Origin of the sequence: Corallococcus terminator, assembly GCF_049194865.1 — a bacterium.
In the GTDB taxonomy this organism is placed as follows: Bacteria; Myxococcota; Myxococcia; order Myxococcales; family Myxococcaceae; genus Myxococcus; species Myxococcus terminator_A.
On record NZ_JBLZWL010000091.1, the window covers coordinates 25,168 to 49,557 of the forward strand.

A 24,390-nucleotide genomic window follows, 5' to 3' on the forward strand; every position below is an offset into this window, starting at 1 on the left:
TCCAAGCCAACTGCCCACGCCGGAGAACCACCGTGTGGTGCGGTGGACTCCGGGAGCGCCCGTCGGTGGGAGGAGGCTTCCGTGTTCAAGTCGGTCATCGAGCGGCAGCGAGCAGGGCGGTTGGGCATGGGGTTGTGGTGGTCCGTCGCGGTCCACGCGGGGTTGTTCGGCGCGGTCCTCGTCATCTCCTCGCGGCCCGCTGAGCTGGCCGTGGAGCCGGAGAAGGACCACGTCCTGACCATCTACCAGGGCCGTCAGCAGGTGGCGAAGGGCTACGCGGCGCCGGCCCAGCCGAAGCAGGCCACTCCGCCGAAGCCGCGCAAGCCCAAGCGCACCACGATGCCCACGCAGATCAACCCGCTTCCGGCGGACCCGCAGCCGGTGGAGCCGGAGCCGGTGGCGAACACCTCGGACACCGACGAGACGGTTCCTCCGGGTGACGGCGTGCCGGGCGGCCACCCGGATGGCGACCCGAACAGCACCGTCATCGGCGTGCCGTACGTCCCCGGCCTGGAGCCCGGCGGCAGTGGCACGGGCGAAGAGGTGCTCCCGTTCGGGCAGGGCATGACGCAGCCGGTGCTCCTGGGAGGCCCTCCGCTCGAGTACACCGAGCAGGCCCGCATGGCCCGCGTGGAGGGGACGGTCATCGCCAAATGCGTCGTGTCTCGCGAGGGAGACGTGCGCGACTGCCGCATCCTCAAGGGCCTGGCGCACATGGACGAGGAGGTGCTGGATGCACTGCACCACCGCCGCTACAGCCCCGTGACGTTCCAGGGCCGCCCGCAGAGCGTCTCCTACGTGTTCACCTTGCGCTTCAAGCTGCCTCGCTGACCTGGGCCCGCCGCGCGTCCGTCACAAGTCGTAGCCTCCGACGGCGGACGCCGGCACCAGGACATGCTTGAGCACATACGCCTTGAGCCGCTGACGAACATCGTCCTCCAACGTGAGGACGACCTGGGGGTGGATGCGAGCCCCCACCTCGAAGAGCACCGCCTGCATCAACATGCCGTCATCGGTGATGGCGGCCAGGCGGTCCAGCGTCGGATCGGAGCGCTCCGCCGTTCCCGCGTGCTTCTGGCTCGCATGGACGATGAGCGCCGAGCCCAGGCACTCCATCTCCTCCACCGTCGTGTAGTGCTCCTTCGTGGTGCCCGTCATCTCCTCGCGATGCGACGGCTCGCCCAGCCACAGGCCCTTGCAGTTGGCGAAGGCGAGCCAGGAGGGGTCATGGTCCGGGTCGAACTGGATGGTGACGCCCTGCCCGGCTCGCTCCGCGTAGCCACGCGGGATGATGGCGTCCTCACGGACGACGAGCCCCAGGCCGGAGTTGGCGCGGAAGAACTGACGGATGATGGGATAGCGCGGGTTCAGCACCAGGCACCACGCCCACGACTCCAGCGCTTCATCGAAGCGCCCCAGGCGCGCGTACGCGTTGCCCAGGAAGAACCAGGAGCGGTGGTCATTCGGGTTGATGCGCGTCGCGGTCTTGTAGTGCTCCAGCGCGGTGGCCGCGTCGCCCGCGAAGTACGCCGCGTCACCCCGGAAGTTCCACGCGAGATAGCAGTCCGGGCACACCTTCGTGGCCTGCTCGTACAGCTTCGCCGCCTCCGCGAAGCGCTTCGCTTGGAAGTGCGGCTCCGCCTCGTCGAGCAAGGCCCGCGCCTTCGGGTTCTCGGGCCAGTCGAGGATGACGAGCTCCCCCTTCTCCTGCACCACACGCGGAGACTCACGCGAGGCCACCCGCTGCGGCCAGAGCTGGTCCGCCCAGCCGCCCGGAGGCGAGTCCTTTCCCTCGATGCCGTACACCACCGGGGAGGCCTCTATCCGCTTCACGATCTCCGCGGGGTTGAGGAAGGGCGGCTTCGTCGGCGCCTTCGACACCCTCTCCGTCCCCGAAGTGGGCGCGGGTTTTCCCGTCGAAGCGCAGCCGGCCACGAGCACGAAGCAGAGGACGACGAGGGGGCGGTGCACGGGAAGCCCTTTCGGTGAGCGGTCTGCTCCAGTCTACGCCTCCCTCGCCCCTGGCTTGCCCGCCCTCGAACGATTGACGGCCTTCCTCCCTGGGGTCGCGACACCCCCTGGCGCGAGCCGACACGTTTTACAATGATGTCGGAGAGCGCCTGATTTCGAGCCGCTGCGGCGACACATCCGTTGCACTCACGAAACTGGAGGCAGGTCATGGAGCGAAGCAACGCGGGGGCATTCGTCCTGGTGAGTCTGCTGGCCTGGGGCTGTGGTGGTGGACTCGAGCCGCTGGAGCCCGACGTCACGGCTTCGCGCTGTGGGACGGAGGACCCCACGGAGGAGACGCTGACTCGCGTGGCCCAGGAGTCGAGCCAGGGCGTGAGCGCGATGCGGCTGCCGGGCTCGGTGCGGGTACCAACCTATGTGCACGTCATCAATCGGGGCACGGGGGTCGCGAATGGGGACGTCCCGCTGGCGACGATTCTCGCGCAGGTCGATGTCCTGCGCGCGGCCTACAGCGCCACGCCCTTCTGGTTCGACCTGGTGACGGTGACACGGACGACGAACGCGACGTGGTACGTGATGGCGCCCGGCAGCACGGTCGAAACCATGGTGAAGAACGCGCTGCGCCGGGGTGGCAAGGAGTCCCTGAACCTGTACCTGACGAACCCGGGGAACGGGCTCCTCGCGTGGGCCACGTTCCCCTGGAATGTCGCCGGGGCGCCGACCAACGACGGCGTGGTGTTACTGAATGCCACGCTGCCCGGTGGCACCGCTTCGCCGTTCGCGCAGGGAGACACGGCGGTGCACGAGGTGGGACACTGGCTGGGCCTGCTGCACACCATGGTGGGCTGCACGACGGACGATGGCGTCAGCGACACGCCTCGGGCCAAGCCGACGTACACGTGCGCGGTGGGAGTGGACTCGTGTCTGACCGACCTGGGGCCCGATCCGATCCGCAACTACATGGGTTACGTCGATGACGCGTGCATGTCCGAGTTCACTCCGGGCCAGTCAGCACGCATGGATTCGATGGCGCTCATGCATCGCTGAGGGCGATATGAGGACGTCCACCGCGCGGACGACGTGCGGTGGACAGTGTCGAGCGGCCCACGTTCGCGGGGAATCGCTCGCGAGCGGAGCGCGACTTCGTTAGGAGCGGCTCGGGCCCGAGGCACGGGTCCAGAGTTCCAGGGACCTCGACACCTCGTCCCGATGACGCCGACCTGGATGATGTCGACCCTCGATTACGACGCAGTGGTGGTGGGCGCGGGCTTTGGTGGACTGGCCACGGCCCTGGAGCTGACGCGGCGAGGCGCCAGGGTCGCGCTCTGCGAGACGCTGAGCTACCCGGGAGGATGCGCCAGCACGTTCCAGCGGGACGGCTACGCCTTCGAGGCGGGCGCCACGCTGTTCTCCGGCTTCGAGCCCCACCAGCTCTTCGGCCGCTGGATTCGCGAGCACCGGCTGGACGTGACGGTGGACTGGTTGGAGCCGGTGGTGGAGCTGCGCACGCCGGAGCTTCGGCTGGCGGTGTCGCGGAATCGCGCGCGGTTCATCGACTCGTTGTGCTCGCTGCCGGGGGCTCCGGCTTCGTCGGTGCGGCGGTTGTTCGACCTTCAGGCACAGGTGGCGGGCGCGCTCTGGCCCTTGTTCGATGACCCGGACCTGCTGCCGCCCCTGGACCTGCGGGCGCTGCTTCGACATGCGGGACGGATTCATCGATACGCGCCGCTCGCGCGGTGGATGGGGAGACCGCTGGGGGCCGTGCTGGAGCACCTGGGACTCTCTGGCTTCGCGCCGCTGCGCACGTATCTGGATGCGCTCTGTCAAATCACCGTTCAGTGCTCGGCCGGGGAGGCGGAGGCGCCCTTCGCGCTCGCGGCCATGGACTACTACTGGCGCGGTACGGGCCATGTGAGGGGTGGCATCGGCGTGCTGGCGAAGGCGCTGGCGCACGCGGTGGAGGCGCGCGGGGGGACGGTGCTGCTGGCGAACAGGGTGCAAGCCATCGAGCCTCGGGACGGCGGCTGGCGGGTGCGGACGCGGCGAGGTGAGCTGCGTGCAAGACACGTCGTGGCCAACCTGTTGCCGAGCGGGTTGATGCGGCTCGCGGGACTCTCACCGGAGCGCGTTCCCCGTCTGAGGGCCTTGTCCGAGCATGTCGCGGAGGGCTGGGGCGCGGCCATGCTCTATCGCGTGGTGAAGGCGCCTCGCGGCGGCGCGGCGGAAGCAAGCCACCTGGAGCTGGTGCGGGACCCGCGGGCGCCCTTCATCGAAGGCAACCACGTCTTCATGTCCATCAGCGGTGAGGCGGATACGGGTCGTGCCCCCGAGGGACTCCGCACGGTGACGGCGTCGACGCATGTCCCGCTGAAGACGCTGATCGGAGGGACTCCGGAGGAACAGGCGCGATACATCGCGGGCATCCAGTCGCGCATGCGCGAAGGACTGGAGCGGCTGGCGCCGGAGTGGATGACCGGAGTCACCCATGAGCTGACGGGCTCACCGCGCACGTTTCAGCGCTTCACGCAGCGAGAGGGCGGAGCGGTGGGCGGCGTTCCCCGGCGCGCTGGCTGGAGCCACTACCGACACCTGGGCCCCCTGCGTGTCATGGACGGACTGTGGCTGGTGGGTGACTCGGTGTTTCCGGGTCAGAGCACGCTGGCCACCGCCGTGGGCGGTGTCCGCACGGCGGCGAGCATCGCGAATCAGCGATGAGCTTGTTCAGGCGAGAGGAAGCCTCCGTGCCGCCACATGCCTTGGCCGCGCACCTCGCGGCGACAGCTCCGCCTCAGCGATGAGCCAGCTCAGGCTCCACTCTCAGCTCGGGCGCGGCTTGCAGCTCGGGCACCGCGCGCAGGTCCGTCTTGCCCACCACGGTGGGTGACTTCATTCGCGTCGTGGAGGTCAGCTCCGCGAGGATGCTCACCGCTTCGCGCGCCGCCGACTCCGGACGGACGCTCGTATCGGAGATGCCCGCGATGAGCCGGGTGATGTCGTGGTCCGCCCTGCCCTGTCGCCACCACGTGTTCGCGGAGGGCGCCGTGAGGTACGCGGAGAAGGCATGGTGCCCCGAGCCCGGACGCTCGCCGATGACGTGGATGAGCGCTCTCGGGGAGCTGTCATCCGCCTCTCCGAACAACAGCTCACCCACCTGATACCCGGCCCGCACGCGCCCCTGCTTCAGCACCAGGTGCTCCGGCGCCACCTTCCACCCACCCGCCTCCAGCTCCCGCCGCAGCTCCATCAGGAATGGGGACAAGTGCCCCTCGTCCATCAACGAGCGCGCATCCAAGCCATCCGAGACGAGAATCTGCGCGTTCCAGCGGCCCTCATGGCGCAGCCGCAGCATCCGCACCGCCAGCTCGGAAGCCGAGTCCAGCCGCTCCCCCGTCGGAGGATGCAGGATGTAGTCGCGACGGTCCTCCGCGCACGTGCGCAGCACCACCGCCTCGGGAATCTTGGCCACCGCAGAGTCCGTCAGCTCCGACCAGAGCCCCACCTTCGCGTCCTCGTACAGCGCGCGCAGCTCCCGCTCCAGCGACGGCTCCAGGTCCCACGGCGTCTCGCCATGCCCCACCGCCAGCGGCACGCCCCGCTCACGCACCGCCGCCATCTCGGAGCGCGCTTCCTCGAGGACACTCGCGTCCGAGCGAACATCCCCCTTGCGACGGCGATACTGGAGATACACCCAGGCCGGGTCCCCGAAGTGCTCGGTGGGCCGCCCCGCTTCGTCGATGACCCCGAGCGACTGGAAGAAGGCCCACATCCGGTCATCGACCTTGAGCCCCTTCGTCTCCCGCAGCCGCACGTGGTCCTGGAAGCTCGTCGTCAGGTAGCTGAGCATCGGGTCATTGCGCGTGGGCAGCGCCATCAGATAGCCGGGCGCGGCCTCCACCACCTGCTCCAGACACCAGCCCAGGTCATCCAGCGACACGTCCATGTGCAGCGTCGAGCACACGTCCAGGCCAATCATCAGCCCGTGCAGCTTGCCCATGACGATGTCCTCCAGGCAGCAGCGAACGAGCTGCTCCCGGGTGCGGAACACCTCCGGACCGATGAACCCCGCCACGTCATTCACGTGCACCCACGGCGCGGGCGCCTGTCCCGCCCCGAGCTGCGCCAACGCCACCCGCTCCTTCAGCGCCCGGGCGAAGCCGTACTTGCGTGACTCGTGCACCAGCATGTCGCAGCCGAAGTGATGCCCGTTCGTCGCGTCCGCGCCCTGCCCCGTCTCGAAGTAGAGCCCGTAGCGCCCCGTCCGACTCGCCGCGTGCGCCGACATCTTCTCGAGCGTGAGGTCGAAGGTCCGATTCGCCGCCTCATTGCCCGCGAGGCTCTGGAACCAGATGCCCGTGGAGCCGGGCCGCATCGCCTCCACCTTCGCCTGCACGTCGATGTGCGAGAGCACGCAGTGAGGCATCACCTCGGTGAGCCCGAAGGTGACGAGGAGGTCGTGCAGCGCGGCCTCCACCGCGGCCACGGACTCCGGCGCGGAGGACACCGGGTTCGTCCCGAGCACCACGTCGCCCACCGCGAAGGACCAGCCGTTGAACACCTGCCAGCGGATGTCGTCCGGATGGTCCGTGGGCGAGTTCGGCTGGAGCCGCGCGCCCAGATACCCCTTCGCGCCCAGCTTGCTGCCCGGCAACGGATGGAAGATGCGCGAGCCCACCGCCTTCAGCTCCGCGTCGCTCATCAGCTTCACGACACACGCGATGACGTCGCTGCCCAGGCCCCCCAGGATGGCCTTGATGTCCGCCTCGTCGGCCGTGAGCAGGTACGACTTGAGCTGTCCCAGCGTCCAGGCCCCCAGCCGCTGAAGCACCTCGACGTCCAGGGCCTCCATCATGAAGGCGTGGAGCCGGTCCTCGAAGGGAGGGTGCGAGTGCAGGTCGCTCAGCCGCGTGCGAGCCAGCAGTGTGCGCGCATTGGCCCGGGAGTCCTCGTCGGCGGCGGCGATGCCAAGGGCCTCGTCGCCCTCCTTGAACTCATTGGCGGCGCCGAGAATCCGCTGGAAGAGACGTGAGTCGAAGGAACCTTGAACCCGATGGATGTAGCCGAACACGTCCTCACCCGAGAGGACGTCACGGAGACTGACGCTCATGACGCGGGACAATGTATCCGCCGTTTCATTCCGGTAGCCATGCCCGCACCGCGTTGTCCGCTGGATGACGCCTGAGGGCCCACCCTCCAGCCAATCAGGGCCCGGGGCCGCCTCACTCGTCCAGCAGGCTCGACCAGAACCTCACCATCCGGACCACGTCCCCCGCTCCCGCCTTCTTGTCCACCTCCGCATGGCTGATGAGGGGCGTGGAGAGCTGGTGTACTTCCGTGTAGGGGCGCAGCACCTCCGCCAGCAACACGGACTCCATGGCTGGAATCACCGTGTCCCCGGCGCCATGGAGCAGATACACGGGCGCGGCGGGCGCGGGAGACCGGGCCGGCGACATCGACGGGGCCGCGGCGAACTCCTGGACCAGCGGCAAGAGCAGCGGCCCCAGCGCCGCCACGTCCCGCGTGTTCACATACCCCATCAGCTTCGACGCGGGCTCGGGCATGCGCATCTGCAACACCCGCGCATGGGCGAAGGTCTCCTCCGCCAGCTTGCCGTCCGTCTGCGTCTGGTGCGACGCGCGCAGGAAGGTCCGGATGCCCTCGCGCAGCGGCTCCACCTGCTCGGGTGGAACCAGCCGGTCCGCGACGTTGAGCAGGATGATGACCACGCCGTAGTCATGCGGCGCCAGGCGCGAGCCATCCGGCAACACCCCGCTGCACAGGAAGGCCAGCACCCGGGGCAGGTCTCCATGTCCTCCGAAGGAGAGCGCGGAGGCGACCTTGTCTCGAAGCGCGGGCCGCCCCGCCGCGACGACGGAGAGCCCTCCCGAGAAGCTGATGCCGAACAGGTCCACCTTCCCTCCAGGCGCCAGGTCCTCGCGCGAGGCCGTCCACAGGGCCGCGTCCTCGATGACGTCGGGGAGCCGTGGGGTGATTTCGTAGCGCAGCAGGTCCGGCGGCTCGGGAGTGAGCACCGTCTGTCCGCCCGTCGCCAGGTCCTTGGCCAGCTTCACCAGCCGTGGCTCGTCGATGCCCTCGGCATGCACGCCCGAGGTCAGCACCACCGTGCTCCCCCTCACCTCGTGAGGCCGATACAGCCGCGCGCGCACCTCACCGTGACGGGTGGGGACCCGCAGCTCGCTGACCTCGTAGGGCCCGTTGCGCCACCGGGCCACCACCTCGGGCACCGAGCCCTCCATCCCCGCGGCGCGCACGACGAACGACAGGCCTGGCAGCCAATGCACGCCCACCAGCACCACGCCCACCAGCACCACGGCCAGACCGAGGCCCAGGTTCCTCCAGGTCTTTCGCCTCACGGGAAGAGATGCTCCACGAAGGTGCACAGCCGCTCGCGCTCGAAGGGCTTCTCCAGGAGCCCCCGCGAGTGACGGCCCACGAACTCGCGCGCCTGCGCGGTGAAGGCTCCGCCCGTCATCATCCCGGTGCGCAGCACCAACTCGGGCGCCAGCCGCTCCAACTCCACCACGAAGTCCATTCCGCTCATTCCCGGCATCATCAAATCACACAGGATGGCATCGAAGCGCTCGCCCGTGGACAAGCGTCGCAGCGCCTCGCGTGCGTCCTGCACCGCATGCACGTCGTAGACGTCGCGCACCAGTCGGCTCACCGAGTTGCCCACGGACGGCTCGTCATCGATGAGCAGCAGCCTGCGACGCACCGCCAGCGGCACCACCACGCCGAGCACCGGCGCCTCGGGCGCGGCGACCGTGCCCACCGCGAGGGCCGGCAACACCACGCGGAAGGTGCTCCCCCAGTCCTGCGCGCTGTTCACCTCGATGCGGCCCCCCATCGCCTGCACCAACGTGAGACAGATGGACAGCCCCAAGCCCGTCCCCTCCCCCACGGAGCGCGTGGTGAAGAACGGGTCGAAGATGCGGCGCTGCACCTCCGGCGCCATGCCCAGCCCGTTGTCGGCGACCTCCAGCTCCACCTGTCCCGCGCGTCCGGTGCGCAGGCTGACGCGCACCCGGTTCTCCTCGGCGGGACGCGCGGGCAGCGCCTGGAGCGCGTTCACCAGCAGGTTCAGCACCACCTGCCCCAGCCGCACCTCGTTGCCGTGGATGGGCGGCACCTGCTCCAGCGTGCACACCACACGCGCCCGGTGCGTCAGCTCGTTGCGCACCAGTCGCAGGGCGCCCTCCACCGCGCGCAGCACATCCACCGGGCCGTGGCGCTCTTCGTCCCCGCGCGCGAAGGTGCGCAAGTCCCGGACGATGGCGTTGACGCGCCCCGCGCCATCGATGGCATCCGCCACCACCTCACGCAGCTCCGGCAAGTGCTCCGAGGACAGCGTCGGCTGCGCCAGCAGATCTTTCACATACGCGAGGTTGGAGCTGACATAGGCCAGGGGGTTGTTGATTTCGTGCGCCACGCCAGCCGCCAGCGTGCCCACCGACGCCATCCGCTCCGCGAGCAGGAGCTGCGACTCCAGGCGCTTGCGGTCGGTGACGTCACGGATGATGGCCACCAGGAACGTCTCTCCAGCGCCGTTGAACGTGGCCTTCTTCGTCATCAGCACCCGGGCCAGTCCTGTCCGGTCCGTGAGCGTCTCCTCGCTCTCGTCGGGGATGCCGGAGCGGAACACCTGCTCGTCGTTGCGCCAGAAGCCGTCCGCCTCGTGCTGGGCGACGAACTCGTGGTCGGAGCGGCCCAGCAGGTGCTCCGCGGGGTGCCCCATCACTCGACAGAAGGCGCTGTTGACCGCCACCCAGCGGTGCTGCCGGTCCTTCACGAAGAGCGGCTCCGGCACCGCGTCCAGCGCGTTGCGGAGGAACTCACAGGTGCGGCGCAGCGCCTGCAAATCCCTCTCGCCCGTCTCCGTCTCCAGCCGCCGACGCAGCGTCACCAGCCGCGCGCCCCAACCTCGCTCCGGTGACTCGACACACTCGTCGGCGCCAGCCTCCGCCAGGGCCTCGGCCTCCACGTCCTCGCGGGTCGTGAGCACCACCAGGTGCGTGCGCGAGGAGACCCGGAGCGCGTGGAGTCGACGCACGCCCGCGAGCACCTCCTCCAGCGGGCCGCCGGGGTCCCACGTCACCAGCAGCCCCTCTTCCACCGGAGCGGCAATCACGTCGGCCCCCGTCACGCACAACACGTGGCAGGACTGTCCCGCTCCCGACGCGCGGACGCCGCGCTCCACCGCAGCCGCCACCGCCGGGGGCACCGCCACCAGTGTCGCGAGCACCGCTTCACGCTCCTCGGCCCGGGGAGGCCTTGATGTCACCCTGGAGAAGACACGGAGACATCCGGCCGGATTGCAGCGTTCCGGCGCTCCAGGGTCAACGACGTTCCCCATTCGACACCGAAGAGCCCTTCGATCGCGAGGCACCGGAGACCCGACGGGTCGCCGTCGCCACCACACCCGGCCCCACGAGGCAGGCAGGCAGCAACGGGCAGCGCGCACAGTTCTCCGGCACCGGCTGCGCCGGGCACGCACCGCTCATCCCATAGTGGCAGAGCGCGAAGTCGTAGCGGACCGGGTCCTGCGCATCCAGGGCCCGCAACGAGGCCGTCACCTCTTCCGCGGTGCGCCACGTCAAATCCTTGCGGCGCGTAAGACCCAGGTGGCCGGCGATACGGCCGATGTGCGTGTCCAACGGAATCATCAGGACCGAAGGCGACACGCGCTTCCAGATGCCGAAGTCGACCGCGTCCGGCCCCCTCACCATCCACCGCAGGAACAGGTTCAAGCGCTTGGCCGCGCCCGGACCCAGCGGAGAAGGCAGCAGGTGGTGGAGTCCCCGCTCGGGGCCCATCGCCGCGCGCAGGGGCTCCAGCGGCACGCGGCGCAGCGCGGTGGTGAAGGCCCCCAGCGCGCCATGCAGGCTTCCCTCGGCCGCGAGCCCCTGGACGAAGAGGGACTCCAGGTCGCCGTGCTCGCGCAGCGCGCGTCCCATGCCCAGGAGTAGCACCGCGACATCGGTGCCCACGTTGAAGCGATAGACGAAGCCGTCCAGCAGTGCCTTCGCGCCAGGGATGTCGAGCTCGCGCACATAGGCCGCGGGTGACGGCCCCATGCGTTGAAGCAGCGAGTCCACCTTGGGACGGAACAGGTCCGCGCGCCCATAGGCCAGCGCACAGGCGAGCAGCGCGCTCACCTCGATGTCGCGAGCGTCTTGGTAGCGGTGCGGGAACTCCACCGGGTCGAACCCGATACGGGCCCGGGCATCCGAGGAGGCCAGCAAGGCGTCGAGCCGGGGGCGCAGGTGCTCGGCTGCCCGGGAGCTCAAGCCAGGGTTCGACTTCGAGCGGCGTGTCACGTCGGGGGCTCCCAAATGTTCCTGGAACGGCGGCCCGCCGCCCGCGCTTCCCGAGACTTGTCGTCCCGGGGGTCCACGCCCCCTTCCGAACGGGGAAGGGGGCATGGGGGCATCCTACGGAACTACGGGCTGACGGCGAACACGATGTCGTCGTGGTCGTCGTACGACGTGGTGCCGCAGGGCGCCGCGCTGCCGTTGTAGCGGAAGCGAGCGCGCACGGCCTGCAGCGTGCCCGCGGGCAGCGTATACGTGGCCGTCAGCGTCTGCTGGCCGGTCGCCACGGGAGCCACGGTGGCGATCTTCGTCCACACCGGGCTGTTGGCGTTCGGCGCGTGGTACAGGTCCAGCTTGTCCGGGCGGATGGCGAAGACCCACACGGTGGCCTCGACACGAATCACCTCGCCAGGGGCGAAGGAGTTGCCGCTGACGGTGGACACGCGGATGCGGTCGTTCGACTCGTCGGAGTGGTACGCGCCGGAGACGCCGTCCGCGCAGGAGTTGTTGATGGTGTTGGGGGCATTCGCCTCGGGCCCCAGGCCGGCGCGGCCGTTGAGCAGCGTGGTGGAGTCACACACGTTGCCGACGTTGGAGCAGCGCGGCACGCGCAGCACCGTGTCGTAGATGGCGTTGCTGGAGGCGTTGCTGCTGGTGACGGTGACGGCGGTGCTGGTGGTGGTGTTGCCGATGAGGTCATAAGCCCTCGCGGTCACCACGTGGCTGCCGTTGGCCACCGCGGCGGAGTTCCACGCGCCCGCGTGCGGCAACGTGGTGGCGGTGCTCACGAGGTTGCCGTCCACGAAGAACTCCACGCGGCCGATGCCGACGTTGTCCGCGGCGTTGGCGGCGAGCGTGACGAGGCCAGAGACGGTGGCGCCGGTGGAGGGGGCGGTGATGGCCACGGTGGGAGGCACGCTGTCGGCGACCGCCGCGGTGCCCTTGGCCAGCTCCGCCATGTAGGCGCCGGCGATCTTCGCGAACTTGAGCGCGTGGTTCGCGTTGTTGTTGCTCTTCGCCAGCGTGTCACCCGAGGTGTGGATGAGGTTGTTGTGCTGGCCCATCAGCGCCTCGAAGGGAATCGACGCCGCGAAGCCCGCGCTCGTCCACGAGGCGTGGTCCGAGCACGCGTAGCCGCACGTGGAGTTCGTGATCTGGATGTTCGACACATACGTGGTGACGAGGCTGGTGATGAACGCGTTCTGCGGCGCGTTCGTGAAGTCCGTCATCAGCGCGACGTCGGCGACGGAGCCCTTGAAGTTCGTCATGTCGAGCTGCAGCGCGCCAATGACGTTGGCTCCCTGGTTCTTGTGAGCGTCGGCGATCTCCTTGGAGCCGCGCAGGCCCACTTCCTCGGCCGCGTACGCCATGAACTTCACCGTCTTGGCCGGCTGGTAGCCGTTGGCCATGGCCACGCGGATGACCTCGGAGATGGTGGCGATGCCGGACGCGTCGTCGTCGGCGCCAGGGGCCGCGCCCGAGGAGCTGGTGGAGTCCAGGTGACCACCCAGGACGACGATCTCCGACGGCGTCACCGAGCCGGTGATGGTGAGGATGACGGACGGCTGCGCCCACGCCGCGTGGGTGAACAACTGGACGGTGACGTCACCACCCGGCTGGGCACGCACGCCCGCGTAGCCTTCCCACAGGCCCTTGAGCCAGTTGGCCGCCTGCACGCCCGTGGTCGACGTGTAGTAGCGCGTGGTGTAGCTGGAGAGGTGGGTGATGTTCGCCAGGATGTTCGGCTCGGCCATGCTCGCCAGCAGCGTGTTGACGACCGGGCCGTTGTCCAGCGTGTACGTCACCGCCAGCGGGCTGAGGTGCGTCTGGCCGCCACCGGCTACCGCCGCCAGGGCCTCCGCCTCCGTGTCGTGGTAGACGAAACCGCCGCAGCGGTTGAGCTTGTCGTGCATCACCCGGGAGACCCGGTTGATTTCCGACTCGGGCAGCTTGAGGGCGACGACATCGCCCTTCTGCCCCGCAAGTGAGGGAACCTTCGCCCCCGCGACGATGAACGCGGCGTTCACCTCCGACAGCGCATCCGAGCCGAGAGTGATCCACACCTCCCGCTCCGACGCCTTCGCGAACGCCGAGACACAACCGAGCATCAACACCAACGAAGCCAATCGCTTCATGTGCATGGGGCTCCTCCTCTGGGGAGGTCTGCTTTGTGGGGGACGACCTACAAGCCTATTCGCGACAGAGCAGCGAATGTTGACTACTCTGCGTAAACGTTGCCTGCGGGTCAATCCTCAAACCAGCCCCAATACAGAAAAGCCGTATCAACGGCCAAACGACAGAATTCCCGGATGTTGATTATCGAGTGAGTTCGCGCACCGCGTGGCCCAGTTCCGGGAGGATGAGCGCGTCCAGCGCCAGTCGCGCGGCCTGCGGGGAGCCCGGGAGCGCGAAAATTATCATTCCTTGATACGTGCCTGCGGTCGCTCGGGACATCATCGCGGGGCTGCCAATCTGGCGGTACGAGAGCATGCGGAACAGCTCTCCGAAGCCAGGCAGTTCCTTCTCAAACAAAGCCCGCAGTGTCTCCACGGTGGAGTCGCGCCGGCCAATGCCGGTGCCACCCGTGAAGAGGATGGCCCGAGCCCCCGACGCCTGGGCCTCCGCCACCGCGGCCCGGATGGCCTCCGGGTCGTCCTTCACGACGACGTAGCCGGCGATGCCATGGCCCGCGGCCTCCAGCCCTTCCCGGAGGACCTTGCCGCTGTCATCACGCGTGGCGTCACGGCTGTCCGAGCACGTCACGACGAAGGCACTGACGTGAACGGGCGCGCGCGACTTGTGCTCCCGAGGCACGTTCCCCTCGGGAGTCCCGTGGTCGTGCGAATGAGCGTGGCCCCCGTGCTCGTGGCCGTGGTCCTGGCCCCCGTGCGCGTGGGAGTGGCCCCCGTGCTCGTGGCCGTGGGAGTGGCCCCCATGCTCGTGGCCGTGGTCATGGCCCCCGTGCGCGTGGGAGTGGCCGTGCTCATGCGCGTGAGGGTGCTCATGCGCATGGGTGTGCTCGTGCGCGTGGGTATGCCCGTCCTCGTGCTCGTGAGGGTGGCTGTGCCCGTGCTCATGCTTGTGGGCATGGGTGTGCTCGTGCCCCTGGTCATGCTCGTGGGCGTGGTCAGGTCCATGCCCGTCGCCATGACGGGGGTCATGGTCGTGTCCGTCGTGTGCCATGTGGGGACTCCGTTGCGCCTGGCGCTTCAGGAATTGTCGGGGAGGTCGACGACGAGGGAGCCGTCCTGGACTTCGACGGTCACTGTCGGCTGGTCGTCACAGACCCCAGGGGAGGTCTCGTTGCGGCCCGTGTCCATGTCGAAGCCGACCTCATGACACGGGCAGACGACGAGGTTGTCCTCGATGCGACCTCCGGACAGCAGGCAGCCCGCGTGGTTGCACCAGTCATCAAGGCCCTTGTATCGGCCGTGAATCTTCGCGATGCAGACGTTGCGCTTGCCCACTTCGTAGCCGCGCATTTCCTTCTCGGCGAAGTCCGCCGGTCCGAGCTTGATCTTCGTCATCGCCGTCCTTTTCCCACAACGAGGAGCGGCCTGCATCCCCGTTCCCCGGGCATTACCTTCCTCAGCGTGACTCCAGCCGTGACCGCTCCCATCGTCGACAAAGCCACCGTTGCCCAGGTCCTCCGGGACATCTCCCTGCTGCTCCAGCTCCAGGGCGAGAATGGCTTCCGCTCTCGCGCCTACGACATGGGGGCCGACCGCATCCTCGGCCTCACCGAGGAGCTGGGCGCCATCGTCTCGGAAGGACGCCTGGAGAGCCTCCCGGGCATCGGCCCCGCGCTCGCCGAGAAGATCACCGAGCTGGTGACCACCGGACGGATGACCTACTTCGAGGACCTGCGGGCGAAGTTCCCCCCGGGCCTCCTGGAGCTGATGAAGCTGCCGGACATCGGCCCGCGCAAGGTGGCCGCGCTCTGGAAGGAGCTGGGCATCGGCTCCGTCGAGGAGCTGGAGGCGGCCTGCCGCGAGGGCCGCGTGCGCAAGCTCAAGGGCTTCGGAGAGAAGAGCGAGGCGAAGATATTGGAGGGCATCGCCCTGTACCGGCGCTCTCGCGGCGAGCGCAAGCTGCTGGGTGACGTGCTCCCCCTCGCCGAGGCCTTGCTGGAGCGCGTGCGCGCCTCGCCCGGCGTGGTGCGCGCCAGCCTGGGTGGCAGCGTGCGCCGCCGCGCGGAGACGGTATCGGACGTGGACATCATCGCCTCGGCCTCCGACGCCGGCCCCGTGCTGGACGCGCTGGCCACCTCGCCGGGCGTCGCCACCGTGCTGGGCAAGGGCGACAGCAAGTGCTCCGTGCGCATGGAGGCGGGAGACCTCCAGGTGGACCTGCGCGTGCTGCCGGACGAGGACTTCGCCACCGCCCTGCACCACTTCACCGGCTCCAAGGCCCACCACATCCGCCTGCGCAACCTGGGCCACGAGCGGGGCATGAAGATCTCCGAGTGGGGCGTGCACCGCGACGACGGCACCAAGCTCCCGGTGAAGGACGAAGCGGCGCTCTACGCGCTGCTCGACATGCAGTTCGTGCCGCCCGAGCTGCGCGAGGACAACGGCGAGGTGGAGGCCGCCCGCGCGGGCACGCTGCCCACCGACCTCGTCACCCTGGAGGACGTCCAGGGCGCGGTCCACGCGCACACCACCTGGTCCGACGGCCGCAACTCCCTGGAAGAGATGGCGCGCGCCGCCAAGGCGATGGGGCTGAAGTACCTCACCATCACCGAGCACAGCGAGGCGGCCATCTACGCGGGCGGGCTCAAGGTGGAGGCGCTCCAGCGCCAGTGGGAGGAGATCGACCGCGTCAACGAGGCGGTGCCTGGATTGCGGCTGCTCAAGGGCATCGAGGTGGACATCATGGAGTCCGGCGCGCTCGACTATGACGACAAGGTGCTGGAGCAGCTCGAGGTCGTCATCGCCTCCATCCATGTGCGCCACGGCATGGACGAGGAGCAGATGACGCGCCGGGTGCTCACCGCGATGGACAATCCGCACCTGCACATCCTCGGACACCCCACCGGCCGCCTCCTCCAGAGCCGCGAGCCCTACCCGCTCCGGATGGAGGACATCCTGGAGCACGCCGCGAAGCGCGGCGTGGCGGTGGAGATCAACGGCAAGCCCGCACGGCTGGACATCAAGGCCGAGTACGTCCGGAAGGCCACGCAGCTCGGCGTGAAGCTGGTGGTGAGCTGCGACGCGCACCGCCAGGAGGACCTCGGCAACCTGGCCTATGCCGTGGCCACCGCCCGGCGCGGCTGGGCGCGAAAGCAGGACGTGTTGAACACGCTGCCGGCGCAACGCTTCCTCACCGCGCTGCGCGCCGGGCGGTGATAGGCTTCGGCGCGCGCCGATGTCCCGCCTGTCACCGCTCGCCCTCGCACTGTGCCTCGTCACCCTGCCCGCCTCCGCCGCGGACCCGGGCAAGCCCTCGCGCGCCGACCTCCAGCGGGTGATGGAGCAGCACAGCCGCTCCGTGGTGACGGTGAGCGGCCCCCGCCGCGCCGGCCCGGGAGTCTTCGTGGGCTCCGCCGGACAGGTGCTCACCTCCATGGAGCCCGTGGGCCTGGAGTACGTGGGCCTCAACGTCGCCACGGTGGAGCACGCGGGGCAGGCCCTCCCCGCGCGGGTGCTGCTCGCCAACGTGGCGCTGAAGGTCGCCGTCGTCGCCGCTCCCGATGGCACCTACCCCGCGGTGCCCGTGAGGCTCCTCAAGGATGGCGACAGCCTGGAGGGGCGCTGGGTGGTGGGCGTGGTGCCCGGTGCCCGCAACCGCCCCGCGAAGCCGGAGGCCGCCCAGGCCACTCGCGCGCCGGCCCCCTTCTATGACGTCCCCCTCGCCCTGCCCCCCGGCAGCCCCCTGTTCGACTCGGATGGGCGGGTGGTGGCGGTGGTGGTGCAGCGCACCCGGCGCGGCTGCAGGGTGCTCCCCCTGGGCGAGGTGAAGCTCACCCTCGCCTCCGCGAACGAGCCATGACTCAAACGGTGGCGACCCCCTGGCGTCCCAACGCCGTGCAGGAAGCCGTGGGCCTGTGGGCCCTGGGCTTCGCGGGCATCATCGCCGCGTTCCTCATCTTCGGCGGCACCAGCGTCCCCAAGCTCGTGGCGACGGTGGGCTTCCTCTACCTGCCGCTCATCCCCATGCGCTGGCGCGACGAGGACTACCGCGACTATGGCCTGTCCATGCGCGCGTGGCGCGAGGACGTGCGCCTGTTCCTCCTGCTCTCCGCCGTGGTGGGCCCGCTCTTCTTCCTGGCGTTCGCCGGCTTCGCGGAGCTCTTGCCGCACCTGCCCGACACCCTCGCGCGCCACCTCACGCCGCTGGGAGGCGAGGTCCACTTCCGGCTCCGGTTGCCGCCGCGCTTCGGGGAGTGGGTGGTGGATCAGCTCTTCGTCGTGGCGCTGCCCGAGGAGTTCTTCTACCGGGGCTACCTCCAGACGCGCCTGCGGGACGCCTGGCCCCAGGGGCGCAAGTTCCTGGGCGGCCGGCTGGGGCCCGCCTTCTGGGTGACGGCGGTGCTGTTCGCCCTGGGGCACCTGGCCATCTTCCAGGCGTGGCGGCTGTCCGTGTTCTTCCCCGCCCTGCTGTTCGGATGGATGCGCGAGCGCACCGGCACCGTCGTGGGCGCCGCGCTGTTCCATGCGGCCTGCAACCTCTTCGTGCGAGTGCTCGAAGTCTCGTTCTTCGGCGGGCCCTGAGCACCGCCTGGAGCCGTCATGTCGTCATTGGATCCCGCCACGAGCCCGTCGCTCGACGCCCGCTGTGCCCTCCACCCCGACACCGTGGCGACCGCCGCCTGCCAGCGCTGTGGCACCTTCGCGTGCCAGCACTGCCTGCAGTGGGCGCGCGACGGCCGGCGCTACTGCGGCGCCTGCGCCGCGAAGGCCCTTCCACCTCTGGCCTCCCGGGAAGACCGCTTCTTCGCCAACCTGGTGGACTCCTTCGTCGTCTTCGTCCCCTTCATGGCGGCCCTCGTCATGTTGGCGATCACCGACGCGCTGAGGGGAGAGGACGCCCTCTCCGTCTCCCTCCTGCTGTTCGGATTGCTCGGCTCCTTCGTGCTGTGCCTCGTGCAGCTCTACCTCTCCGGGCAGAACGGACAGAGCCTGGGCAAGCGCTGGCGGCACATCCGCGTGGTGAGGATGGACGGGAGCCATGTTTCACTCGCGCGAATCATCTTCCTGCGCAACCTGCTCCCCAGCATCCTGAACCAGTTGCTGTGCGTGTTTGGCCTTGCCGACGCGCTCTGCATCTTCCGGTACGACGTGCGCTGCATCCACGACCACCTGGCGGACACCCAGGTCATCCAGGTCCTGGACACCCCTCATTCCTCGCCTTGAGGGGGTGGAAAAATGCCGGGATAATTCACCAATAATTCTCGTCCGCCGCGACAGGGAGTCGGCCTGGACTCCTGCGGCAGCCCCGCTCCGGTTCCACCCCCAGAAGAATGAGACACACGTCCAGTCTCACAAAAGGGCCGGAATCACTGAAACACTGGCAAAAATTAGCGGAGAAAGCGGGGATGGCGCGTCGCAGCACTGAGATCCGAAACTCCATGTGACGTCAGCGCGACAATCCTCACATCCCCCGCTGTCAATGAGCTTCGAATGACCATCCGTCGAGTCGACACCAAGCCTGTCAGCGTCCGTCCCGCAACCACCGAGACCCAGCCGAAGAACACGGCGAAGGCGGCCACCCCGCTGACCACCAAGGACGGCTTCGGCCCCTCGGTGCGTCCCACGGATCTGGCGCGTGCGGAGAAGACGCTGACCCAGGCCCCCGCCGGTCCTGGCCGGATTGCACTGACCAGCCCCGAGGCGCAGCAGGCCGTGCAGGCCTCGCTGAACCACATCAACCCCCTGAAGGGCGCGCAGACGCTGCTGCCCCAGCCCACCACGTTCGTTCCCGCCAACGTCGAGCGCGACGCGCTCGGCATGACGCACGTCCGCCTGGACCGCGTTCACGAGGGCGTGAAGGTCTTCGGTGAGCAGATCATCTCCCACCTGGACAAGGACGGTAAGGTCACCGGCGTCACGGGCGACCAGTCCACGGTGCCGGCCGGCCTGGGCCGCGAGCTGCCCAAGCTGAACACGCAGTCCGCCATCGACATCGCGCGCAAGGAGTTCGGCCTGAAGCCGGACAAGCAGCCGAACGCCGAGCGGGTCATCTACCAGGACAAGGAAGGCGCCTACCACTCCGCGTACCGCGTGCAGATGCAGGCGATCGAAGGCCAGGACCGCCCCCAGAAGATGAACTACCTGGTGGATGCGAACACCGGGAAGGTCTTCGAGTCCTTCAACGAGATTGGCGGGTTCTACGGCTCGAACCGCGCGGCCCCCAAGGGCGCGGCGGCCCCGGAGCCCATCACCGCGGCGTCCACCACGAAGGCGGAGATTGTCGACCAGGGCACCATCACGTCGAAGGTCGCCTTCGACAAGGACGTGACCATCGACAAGCTGAAGCTGGACCTGGACATCGCCCACACGTTCAAGGGCGACCTGAAGGTCACGCTGACCAGCCCCTCCGGCACGAGCGCCGTGGTGCACGACCGCAAGGGCGGCAGCACGGACGACGTGAAGGGCTCGTTCGACCTGAGCGCGTTCGCTGGTGAGAGCGCGAAGGGCGAGTGGACGCTGACCGTCGAGGACAAGGCCCGGTTGGACAAGGGCACCCTGAACGGCTGGAGCGTGAGCGTCACCCCGACGGAGACCACGCCTCCCGTCGAGGAGCCCACGAACAAGACGGTGGACGACACCTCGCTGTACAGCGGCAAGGTGGCCCTGGAGACCACGAAGGGCGCGGACGGCAAGTACACGCTCGAGGACAGCACGCGCGGCAAGGGCGTGAACACCTACGACGCGATGAACAAGTCGACGGCGACGGGCAAGACGCAGCTCACCGACGACAACAACGTCTGGGGCGAGGCCTCCGACGGTCCGCGCACCAAGGCGGCCGTGGACGCGCACTACGGCGCCGAGATGACCTACGACTTCTACAAGGAGATCCTGGGTCGTGACTCCATCGACGGCGCGGGCGAGGCGCTCAACTCCTTCGTCCACGTGCGCACCAACTACGTCAACGCGTTCTGGGACGGCACGAAGATGAGCTACGGCGACGGCGACGGCAAGACGTCCGGCCCGCTCACCGCGCTGGACATCGCCGGCCACGAAATCACCCACGGCCTGACGGAGCGCACCGCCGGCCTCATCTACCGCAACGAGTCCGGTGGTCTGAACGAGGCGTTCAGCGACATCATGGGCGCGGGCGTGGAGTGGTACGCGTCGACGAAGAACCCGGAAGTGAAGTTCAACTGGACGGTGGGCGAGACCGCCTGGACGCCGACGAACGGCTCCAACGAGGACGGCCTCCGTTACATGAACGACCCGAAGAAGGACGGGTACTCCATCGACAACTACAAGGACTACCCGAAGCAGACGGAAGTCCACGGGTCCAGCGGCATCGCCAACAACGCCTTCTACCTGCTGGCGAACGGCGGCACGAACAGCACCTCGAAGCTCGAGGTGAAGGACGGCATCGGCATGGACAAGGGCCTGAAGATCTACTACCGCGCCCTGGCCCACTACATGACGCCGAACACCACGTTCGCCCAGGCCCGCGCCGCGACCATCACCGCGGCCTCGGACCTGTACGGCGCGGACTCCGCCGAGGTGGCGAAGGTCAAGGAGAGCTGGACCGCCGTCGGCGTGAACTAACGCTGACCATGGCGCCGAGGGCGGGGACCGAACTCCTCGCCCTCCGGCTCCAGCTGCCAGGACATTGATTGCAGCCCCGAGGCCTGGGGACTCACGCCAGCCCACTGGCGCAAGAGTTCCCGGGCCTCGTTGCGTTCGGGCTCCGGCAGCTGGGCGATCCGCGCGCCGTGATTGCCCCCCGGCACCGTGTAGAGCGCGGACTCGCGAGCGTTGCCCAGCTCGTACGCCGCCGCGCTCCAGGGGTCATCTCCGCCGTAGATGAACAGCAGCCGCTCGCCCTCGGTGGCGACCCAGCGCTGGATGTCCGGCATCACCTCCGGACGAAAAACAGGGGTCACCCCGCTCGGGACGTACTGCGCCGGCACGTCGGTGCCCGGGTACTGGAGCAGGTCCGCCAGGTGGCCCTCGAAGGGCCGGGGGAAGCCCAGCTCCACCGCGGCCTGGTAGTGATACGGGCCGTAGCCGTCCACGTCCGCGTCGGAGAAGAAGTCGAGCCCCACGCGCCCATCCAGCTCGTCCATGAGCGCGGCGTCGCTGACGGTGGGCTCGGGCACGGTGTCGCAGCGGGAGAGGCCGTCGTACTGCCAGAAGTAGAAGGAGTGCTCGATGACGGCGTGCTCGAAGGCGCGCTCCCTTCCCAGGTGCTCGAAGGTGAGGCGGCGCTGGCGGGCGCGTGCATCCATCAGCGGCAGCAGGGCCTCGCGCCGCGACAAGGCCGCGCGCTGGAAGGCCTTCAGCCGCTCGCGGCAGGACGCCTCGCCCACGGCCTCCTGGAAGGCGACGAACCGCTCATCATCGAAGCGGGCGATGGGCGCCACGTAGGCCACGGTCGCGTCCACGTCCTGGGGGTGGAAGCGGCGGAAGAACACCATCGTCTCACCGCCCTTGCTCCCGCCCGTGGAGAGCCAGCGGGTGGAATACAGGGGCTTGAAGGCCTCGACGATGCGGTGGAAGTCGTCCGCGGACTGCCGGATGGTGAGCTGGCTCCAGTCGGTGGGCACGGGGCGGCTCGGACCGAAGTAGCGGTGCTCCACGGAGAGCTGGTTGGCGCCGAGCAGCTGGGTGGGCTCGCGCCGCGAGGGCTCCGTGGAGACGAAGTAGCCGCTCGCGTAGAGCACCATGGGGCTCTCGTGAGAGACATGCAGCAGCGTCAGGCGCTGGCGGAAGCGCTGGCCGTCCGGCCGCGCATGGTCCACCGGCTGCTCGAACTCCATGACGAAGAAGCGGTGGTCGGGCAGCTGCGGCCCCGCCGGCTCCTCGCGCACCGTGAGGCCGGGAATGGCGGCCAGCCGCACGAGGAGGTCCTCCTCCACCGGTGGCGCGTCCCCATCGTCACAGGCCGTCAGGAGGCACAGCAGCAGCACGCAGGCGAGACGCCCGTGACGCGAGAGGGGCTCGGCGAGAGACATGGCGCTCCAGTTCCGGCCGGGCACCACCGCCTGCGACATGCGAGCACGGGAGTCCGGCGCGTGGCGACGAGGCTACTCCGATTCGCGCGACACCTCGCCGCGCACGGCCCGCGCTCACTGCGCCCCGGACTCGACGCTCCTGTCGCGGGCTCAGAACACGAACGGGAAGCGCACGGGCCCCCCTTGCTCCTGGTGCTTGGGGAAGATCCAAGCGCCGACCTTCGCCTCGATGCAGCGCGCGAACGACGTGCCGCGCAGCGAGCCCGTCTCGGTGACGACCTCGGACACCTCTCCGCTCGGGAGGATGGACCAGCGCACCACCACGCGAGTCCCCGTGTCCACCGGACGCGGCTTCACGTCCGCGCACGCGGTGACCTCGCCCTTGTTGGCGAGCACCACCTCGAACACGTCCGACTGCGCCAGCGACACGCGCGGATTCTGGATGGGCGCCACCGGCGGGATGTAGACGGACTTGGCCTCGTCCCGAGCACCCGAGCCCGGAGCCGGCCCCGCCAGCTCCCGCGCGAAGTCCTCGTCGAGCCCCAGGTCATCATCCGAGCCAGCCGGCGCTGGAGCGGCGCGCACGGGCTCCACGACAGGCACGGGCGGCGGCGCCACGGGCCGCGCTCCGGAGGCGAGCTTGACCTCGGGCACGCGAGGCGACACGGCGCCGACGCCGGGCGCGGCCTCCACGTCCTGGTTCAAGTTCGACGAAGACGCGCTGGCCCTCACGGACGTCGCCAGTCCTCCGCCCGCCACGGCCAGCACCGGCACCGCCCCGCCCCGCTCCACGGCGGCGACGCCCGCGAGTGAAGGACGGGCCTGGGCGACCTGCGGCGGCGTCGGCAAGAGCGGAGCCGCGGTCACCGCCACTGGAGCAACCGCGCCACCCACCGGCGCGGGAGACACTGCTTCAGCGGACACGGGAGTCGCGACCACGGCCTCGGCGGGAGGCGCACTCACAGCCGGCGGCGCGGCGGCCACGACGGGCGGAGCCACCACCTCCGTCGGAGCGGGCTTGAACAGCTCCGCGACATTCATCCGGGCGAGCAGCGCCGAGGCGCCATCCCAGCGGCCGAACAATCCCATCACGAGCGCGACCGTCACGCCGCCCGCGACACCGCCGGCCAGCGTGAACCACCAGCCGCCCACGCGGGTGCGGGCCTCCACCTGCTCGGAGACCTCGGTGACGTCCTTGAGCACCGCATGCGTTCCCACGGAGTCCACGGGCGCGCTGGACGCCGTCCGAGGGGACGCCTCGACGGCCCACGAGGGAATGCCCGAGGACTCCGCCACGGTCGCCGTCATCGCCGCGGGCAGCTGTGGCCCCTCCGCGAAGGCTGCCGACAGGGCCTCATCCACGGCGGCGCTGAGCTCCAGCGCCAGGGGGAGCGGCGACAACGATTGGATCAGCTCCGGAACCTGTCCCAGCGGCAGCCACGCCTCGAAGCCCACGCGCCAGCACAGCGAGTCAGGCCCCAGTTCACCGCGCTCCCAGGGAGCCTTGAGGGCCTCCGCGTCGAAGGGCCCCACGGGCTTGGCGCCCAGCACGATGAACCACGCGTGCTTCTCGGTGGGGACCGGCGTCGGTGCGGGCTCCTCTTCCGCCACGGATGACACGAGCGAGCGACGCACGCCCTTGTGCAGCCGCTCTCCATGCACGTCGCCGCGAGCGCGCGACGTCGCCGCCGGCACCCGTGGGTTCTTGTCCGTACGCAGCTTGCTGACGAAGACGTCCAGCTCCGCCTCGGAGACGCCACCGAACACGGGGGTGCCTCCGCCTTCAGGCTCCGTCGTGCCCCCCGGAACATCCTCCGGCAGGCCCTTTCCTTCCCGTGAGTCGCCGACCATTCGCCAGCTCCTTGATTCCGCCCCGCCCCGGCTCCATGTGAATCCCTCAATGGAATGCCGATGCGCGATTTCGTCAACGGAGAGTCTCTGCGCGAAGGTAGC

The 24,390-nt window shown here is 69.3% G+C and carries 18 protein-coding genes; 8 read left to right on the forward strand and 10 right to left on the reverse strand.

Going from position 1 to position 24,390, the window contains the following annotated elements; genetic code table 11:
• Positions 1 to 81 precede the first annotated feature (81 nt).
• Positions 82 to 831, forward strand: coding sequence for an energy transducer TonB (locus ACN469_RS28455; RefSeq protein ID WP_498772770.1), 750 nt, complete (start codon positions 82 to 84; stop codon positions 829 to 831).
• Between the two features lie 21 nt (positions 832 to 852).
• Here ACN469_RS28455 and ACN469_RS28460 read toward each other — a convergent pair whose 3' ends face one another.
• Positions 853 to 1,971 carry a tetratricopeptide repeat protein gene (locus tag ACN469_RS28460; protein ID WP_498772772.1) on the reverse strand — a complete coding sequence of 373 codons (1,119 nt, stop codon included), beginning with the start codon at positions 1,969 to 1,971 and terminating at the stop codon, positions 853 to 855.
• Between the two features lie 207 nt (positions 1,972 to 2,178).
• Here ACN469_RS28460 and ACN469_RS28465 point away from each other — a divergent pair, with 207 nt between their 5' ends.
• Together ACN469_RS28465 and ACN469_RS28470 are read left to right on the forward strand one after the other, a co-directional pair.
• Positions 2,179 to 3,018, forward strand: a complete 840-nt coding sequence (locus ACN469_RS28465; protein ID WP_498772774.1) for a zinc metalloprotease — start codon at positions 2,179 to 2,181, stop codon at positions 3,016 to 3,018.
• A 177-nt stretch (positions 3,019 to 3,195) separates the two neighbouring features.
• Positions 3,196 to 4,686 carry a phytoene desaturase family protein gene (locus ACN469_RS28470; RefSeq protein ID WP_498772776.1) on the forward strand — a complete coding sequence of 497 codons (1,491 nt, stop codon included), beginning with the start codon at positions 3,196 to 3,198 and terminating at the stop codon, positions 4,684 to 4,686.
• 73 nt (positions 4,687 to 4,759) lie between these two features.
• On the opposite strand, the gene eutB is transcribed toward ACN469_RS28470, so the two are convergent.
• From eutB to ACN469_RS28505, 7 genes are all read right to left on the reverse strand, one after another.
• Entirely contained in the window at positions 4,760 to 7,075 is a 2,316-nt protein-coding gene (eutB, locus tag ACN469_RS28475; RefSeq protein WP_498772778.1) for an ethanolamine ammonia-lyase subunit EutB, read from the reverse strand.
• A 112-nt stretch (positions 7,076 to 7,187) separates the two neighbouring features.
• Positions 7,188 to 8,318, reverse strand: coding sequence for a dienelactone hydrolase family protein (locus ACN469_RS28480; RefSeq protein ID WP_498772841.1), 1,131 nt, complete (start codon positions 8,316 to 8,318; stop codon positions 7,188 to 7,190).
• Between the two features lie 20 nt (positions 8,319 to 8,338).
• A complete protein-coding gene (locus ACN469_RS28485; protein ID WP_498772780.1) occupies positions 8,339 to 10,231 on the reverse strand; it encodes a two-component system sensor histidine kinase NtrB in 1,893 nt (630 codons plus the stop codon).
• 94 nt (positions 10,232 to 10,325) lie between these two features.
• Positions 10,326 to 11,276 carry a TIGR02757 family protein gene (locus tag ACN469_RS28490; protein WP_498772782.1) on the reverse strand — a complete coding sequence of 317 codons (951 nt, stop codon included), beginning with the start codon at positions 11,274 to 11,276 and terminating at the stop codon, positions 10,326 to 10,328.
• Positions 11,277 to 11,428: 152 nt separating this feature from the next.
• Positions 11,429 to 13,435, reverse strand: coding sequence for a M20/M25/M40 family metallo-hydrolase (locus ACN469_RS28495; RefSeq protein WP_498772784.1), 2,007 nt, complete (start codon positions 13,433 to 13,435; stop codon positions 11,429 to 11,431).
• A 181-nt stretch (positions 13,436 to 13,616) separates the two neighbouring features.
• Positions 13,617 to 14,114, reverse strand: a complete 498-nt coding sequence (locus ACN469_RS28500) for a MogA/MoaB family molybdenum cofactor biosynthesis protein (protein ID WP_498772786.1) — start codon at positions 14,112 to 14,114, stop codon at positions 13,617 to 13,619.
• A gap of 395 nt (positions 14,115 to 14,509) precedes the next feature.
• The gene (locus ACN469_RS28505) at positions 14,510 to 14,827 is read right to left on the reverse strand and encodes a Rieske (2Fe-2S) protein (RefSeq protein ID WP_253991683.1); all 318 of its coding nucleotides are present in this window, start codon (positions 14,825 to 14,827) and stop codon (positions 14,510 to 14,512) included.
• Between the two features lie 78 nt (positions 14,828 to 14,905).
• Here ACN469_RS28505 and polX point away from each other — a divergent pair, with 78 nt between their 5' ends.
• The 5 genes from polX to ACN469_RS28530 all read left to right on the forward strand — a co-directional run bounded on the left by polX (position 14,906) and on the right by ACN469_RS28530 (position 21,028).
• Entirely contained in the window at positions 14,906 to 16,648 is a 1,743-nt protein-coding gene (gene polX / locus ACN469_RS28510; protein WP_498772788.1) for a DNA polymerase/3'-5' exonuclease PolX, read from the forward strand.
• A gap of 19 nt (positions 16,649 to 16,667) precedes the next feature.
• A complete protein-coding gene (locus tag ACN469_RS28515) occupies positions 16,668 to 17,291 on the forward strand; it encodes an MXAN_2756 family trypsin-like serine endoprotease (RefSeq protein ID WP_498772790.1) in 624 nt (207 codons plus the stop codon).
• On the forward strand, positions 17,288 to 18,013 hold the full coding sequence (gene mrtX, locus ACN469_RS28520; RefSeq protein WP_498772792.1) for a myxosortase MrtX: 726 nt from the start codon (positions 17,288 to 17,290) through the stop codon (positions 18,011 to 18,013). Before ACN469_RS28515 ends, mrtX begins: the two co-directional genes overlap by 4 nt.
• 18 nt (positions 18,014 to 18,031) lie before the next feature.
• A complete protein-coding gene (locus ACN469_RS28525) occupies positions 18,032 to 18,655 on the forward strand; it encodes an RDD family protein (RefSeq protein WP_498772794.1) in 624 nt (207 codons plus the stop codon).
• Between the two features lie 267 nt (positions 18,656 to 18,922).
• Positions 18,923 to 21,028, forward strand: coding sequence for a M4 family metallopeptidase (locus tag ACN469_RS28530; RefSeq protein WP_498772796.1), 2,106 nt, complete (start codon positions 18,923 to 18,925; stop codon positions 21,026 to 21,028).
• Here ACN469_RS28530 and ACN469_RS28535 read toward each other — a convergent pair.
• Together ACN469_RS28535 and ACN469_RS28540 are read right to left on the reverse strand one after the other, a co-directional pair.
• Positions 21,025 to 22,437: a S28 family serine protease gene (locus ACN469_RS28535; RefSeq protein WP_498772798.1), complete on the reverse strand. Its 1,413-nt coding sequence runs from the start codon at positions 22,435 to 22,437 to the stop codon at positions 21,025 to 21,027. The two genes, ACN469_RS28530 and ACN469_RS28535, sit on opposite strands and share 4 nt — an antisense overlap.
• 150 nt (positions 22,438 to 22,587) lie before the next feature.
• Positions 22,588 to 24,288: a GYF domain-containing protein gene (locus ACN469_RS28540; RefSeq protein WP_498772800.1), complete on the reverse strand. Its 1,701-nt coding sequence runs from the start codon at positions 24,286 to 24,288 to the stop codon at positions 22,588 to 22,590.
• Between the last annotated feature and the right edge of the window lie 102 nt (positions 24,289 to 24,390).

Bases quoted from the DNA above. Each gene is read 5' to 3' on its own strand.
- ACN469_RS28535 (WP_498772798.1), bottom strand. From the start codon at position 22,437: ATGTCTCTCGCCGAGCCCCTCTCGCGTCACGGGCGTCTCGCCTGCGTG.
- ACN469_RS28465 (WP_498772774.1), top strand. From the start codon at position 2,179: ATGGAGCGAAGCAACGCGGGGGCATTCGTCCTGGTGAGTCTGCTGGCC.
- ACN469_RS28515 (WP_498772790.1), top strand. From the start codon at position 16,668: ATGTCCCGCCTGTCACCGCTCGCCCTCGCACTGTGCCTCGTCACCCTG.
- ACN469_RS28495 (WP_498772784.1), bottom strand. From the start codon at position 13,435: ATGAAGCGATTGGCTTCGTTGGTGTTGATGCTCGGTTGTGTCTCGGCG.
- ACN469_RS28505 (WP_253991683.1), bottom strand. From the start codon at position 14,827: ATGACGAAGATCAAGCTCGGACCGGCGGACTTCGCCGAGAAGGAAATG.
- ACN469_RS28470 (WP_498772776.1), top strand. From the start codon at position 3,196: ATGATGTCGACCCTCGATTACGACGCAGTGGTGGTGGGCGCGGGCTTT.
- ACN469_RS28525 (WP_498772794.1), top strand. From the start codon at position 18,032: ATGTCGTCATTGGATCCCGCCACGAGCCCGTCGCTCGACGCCCGCTGT.
- mrtX (WP_498772792.1), top strand. From the start codon at position 17,288: ATGACTCAAACGGTGGCGACCCCCTGGCGTCCCAACGCCGTGCAGGAA.
- eutB (WP_498772778.1), bottom strand. From the start codon at position 7,075: ATGAGCGTCAGTCTCCGTGACGTCCTCTCGGGTGAGGACGTGTTCGGC.
- ACN469_RS28530 (WP_498772796.1), top strand. From the start codon at position 18,923: ATGACCATCCGTCGAGTCGACACCAAGCCTGTCAGCGTCCGTCCCGCA.
- ACN469_RS28540 (WP_498772800.1), bottom strand. From the start codon at position 24,288: ATGGTCGGCGACTCACGGGAAGGAAAGGGCCTGCCGGAGGATGTTCCG.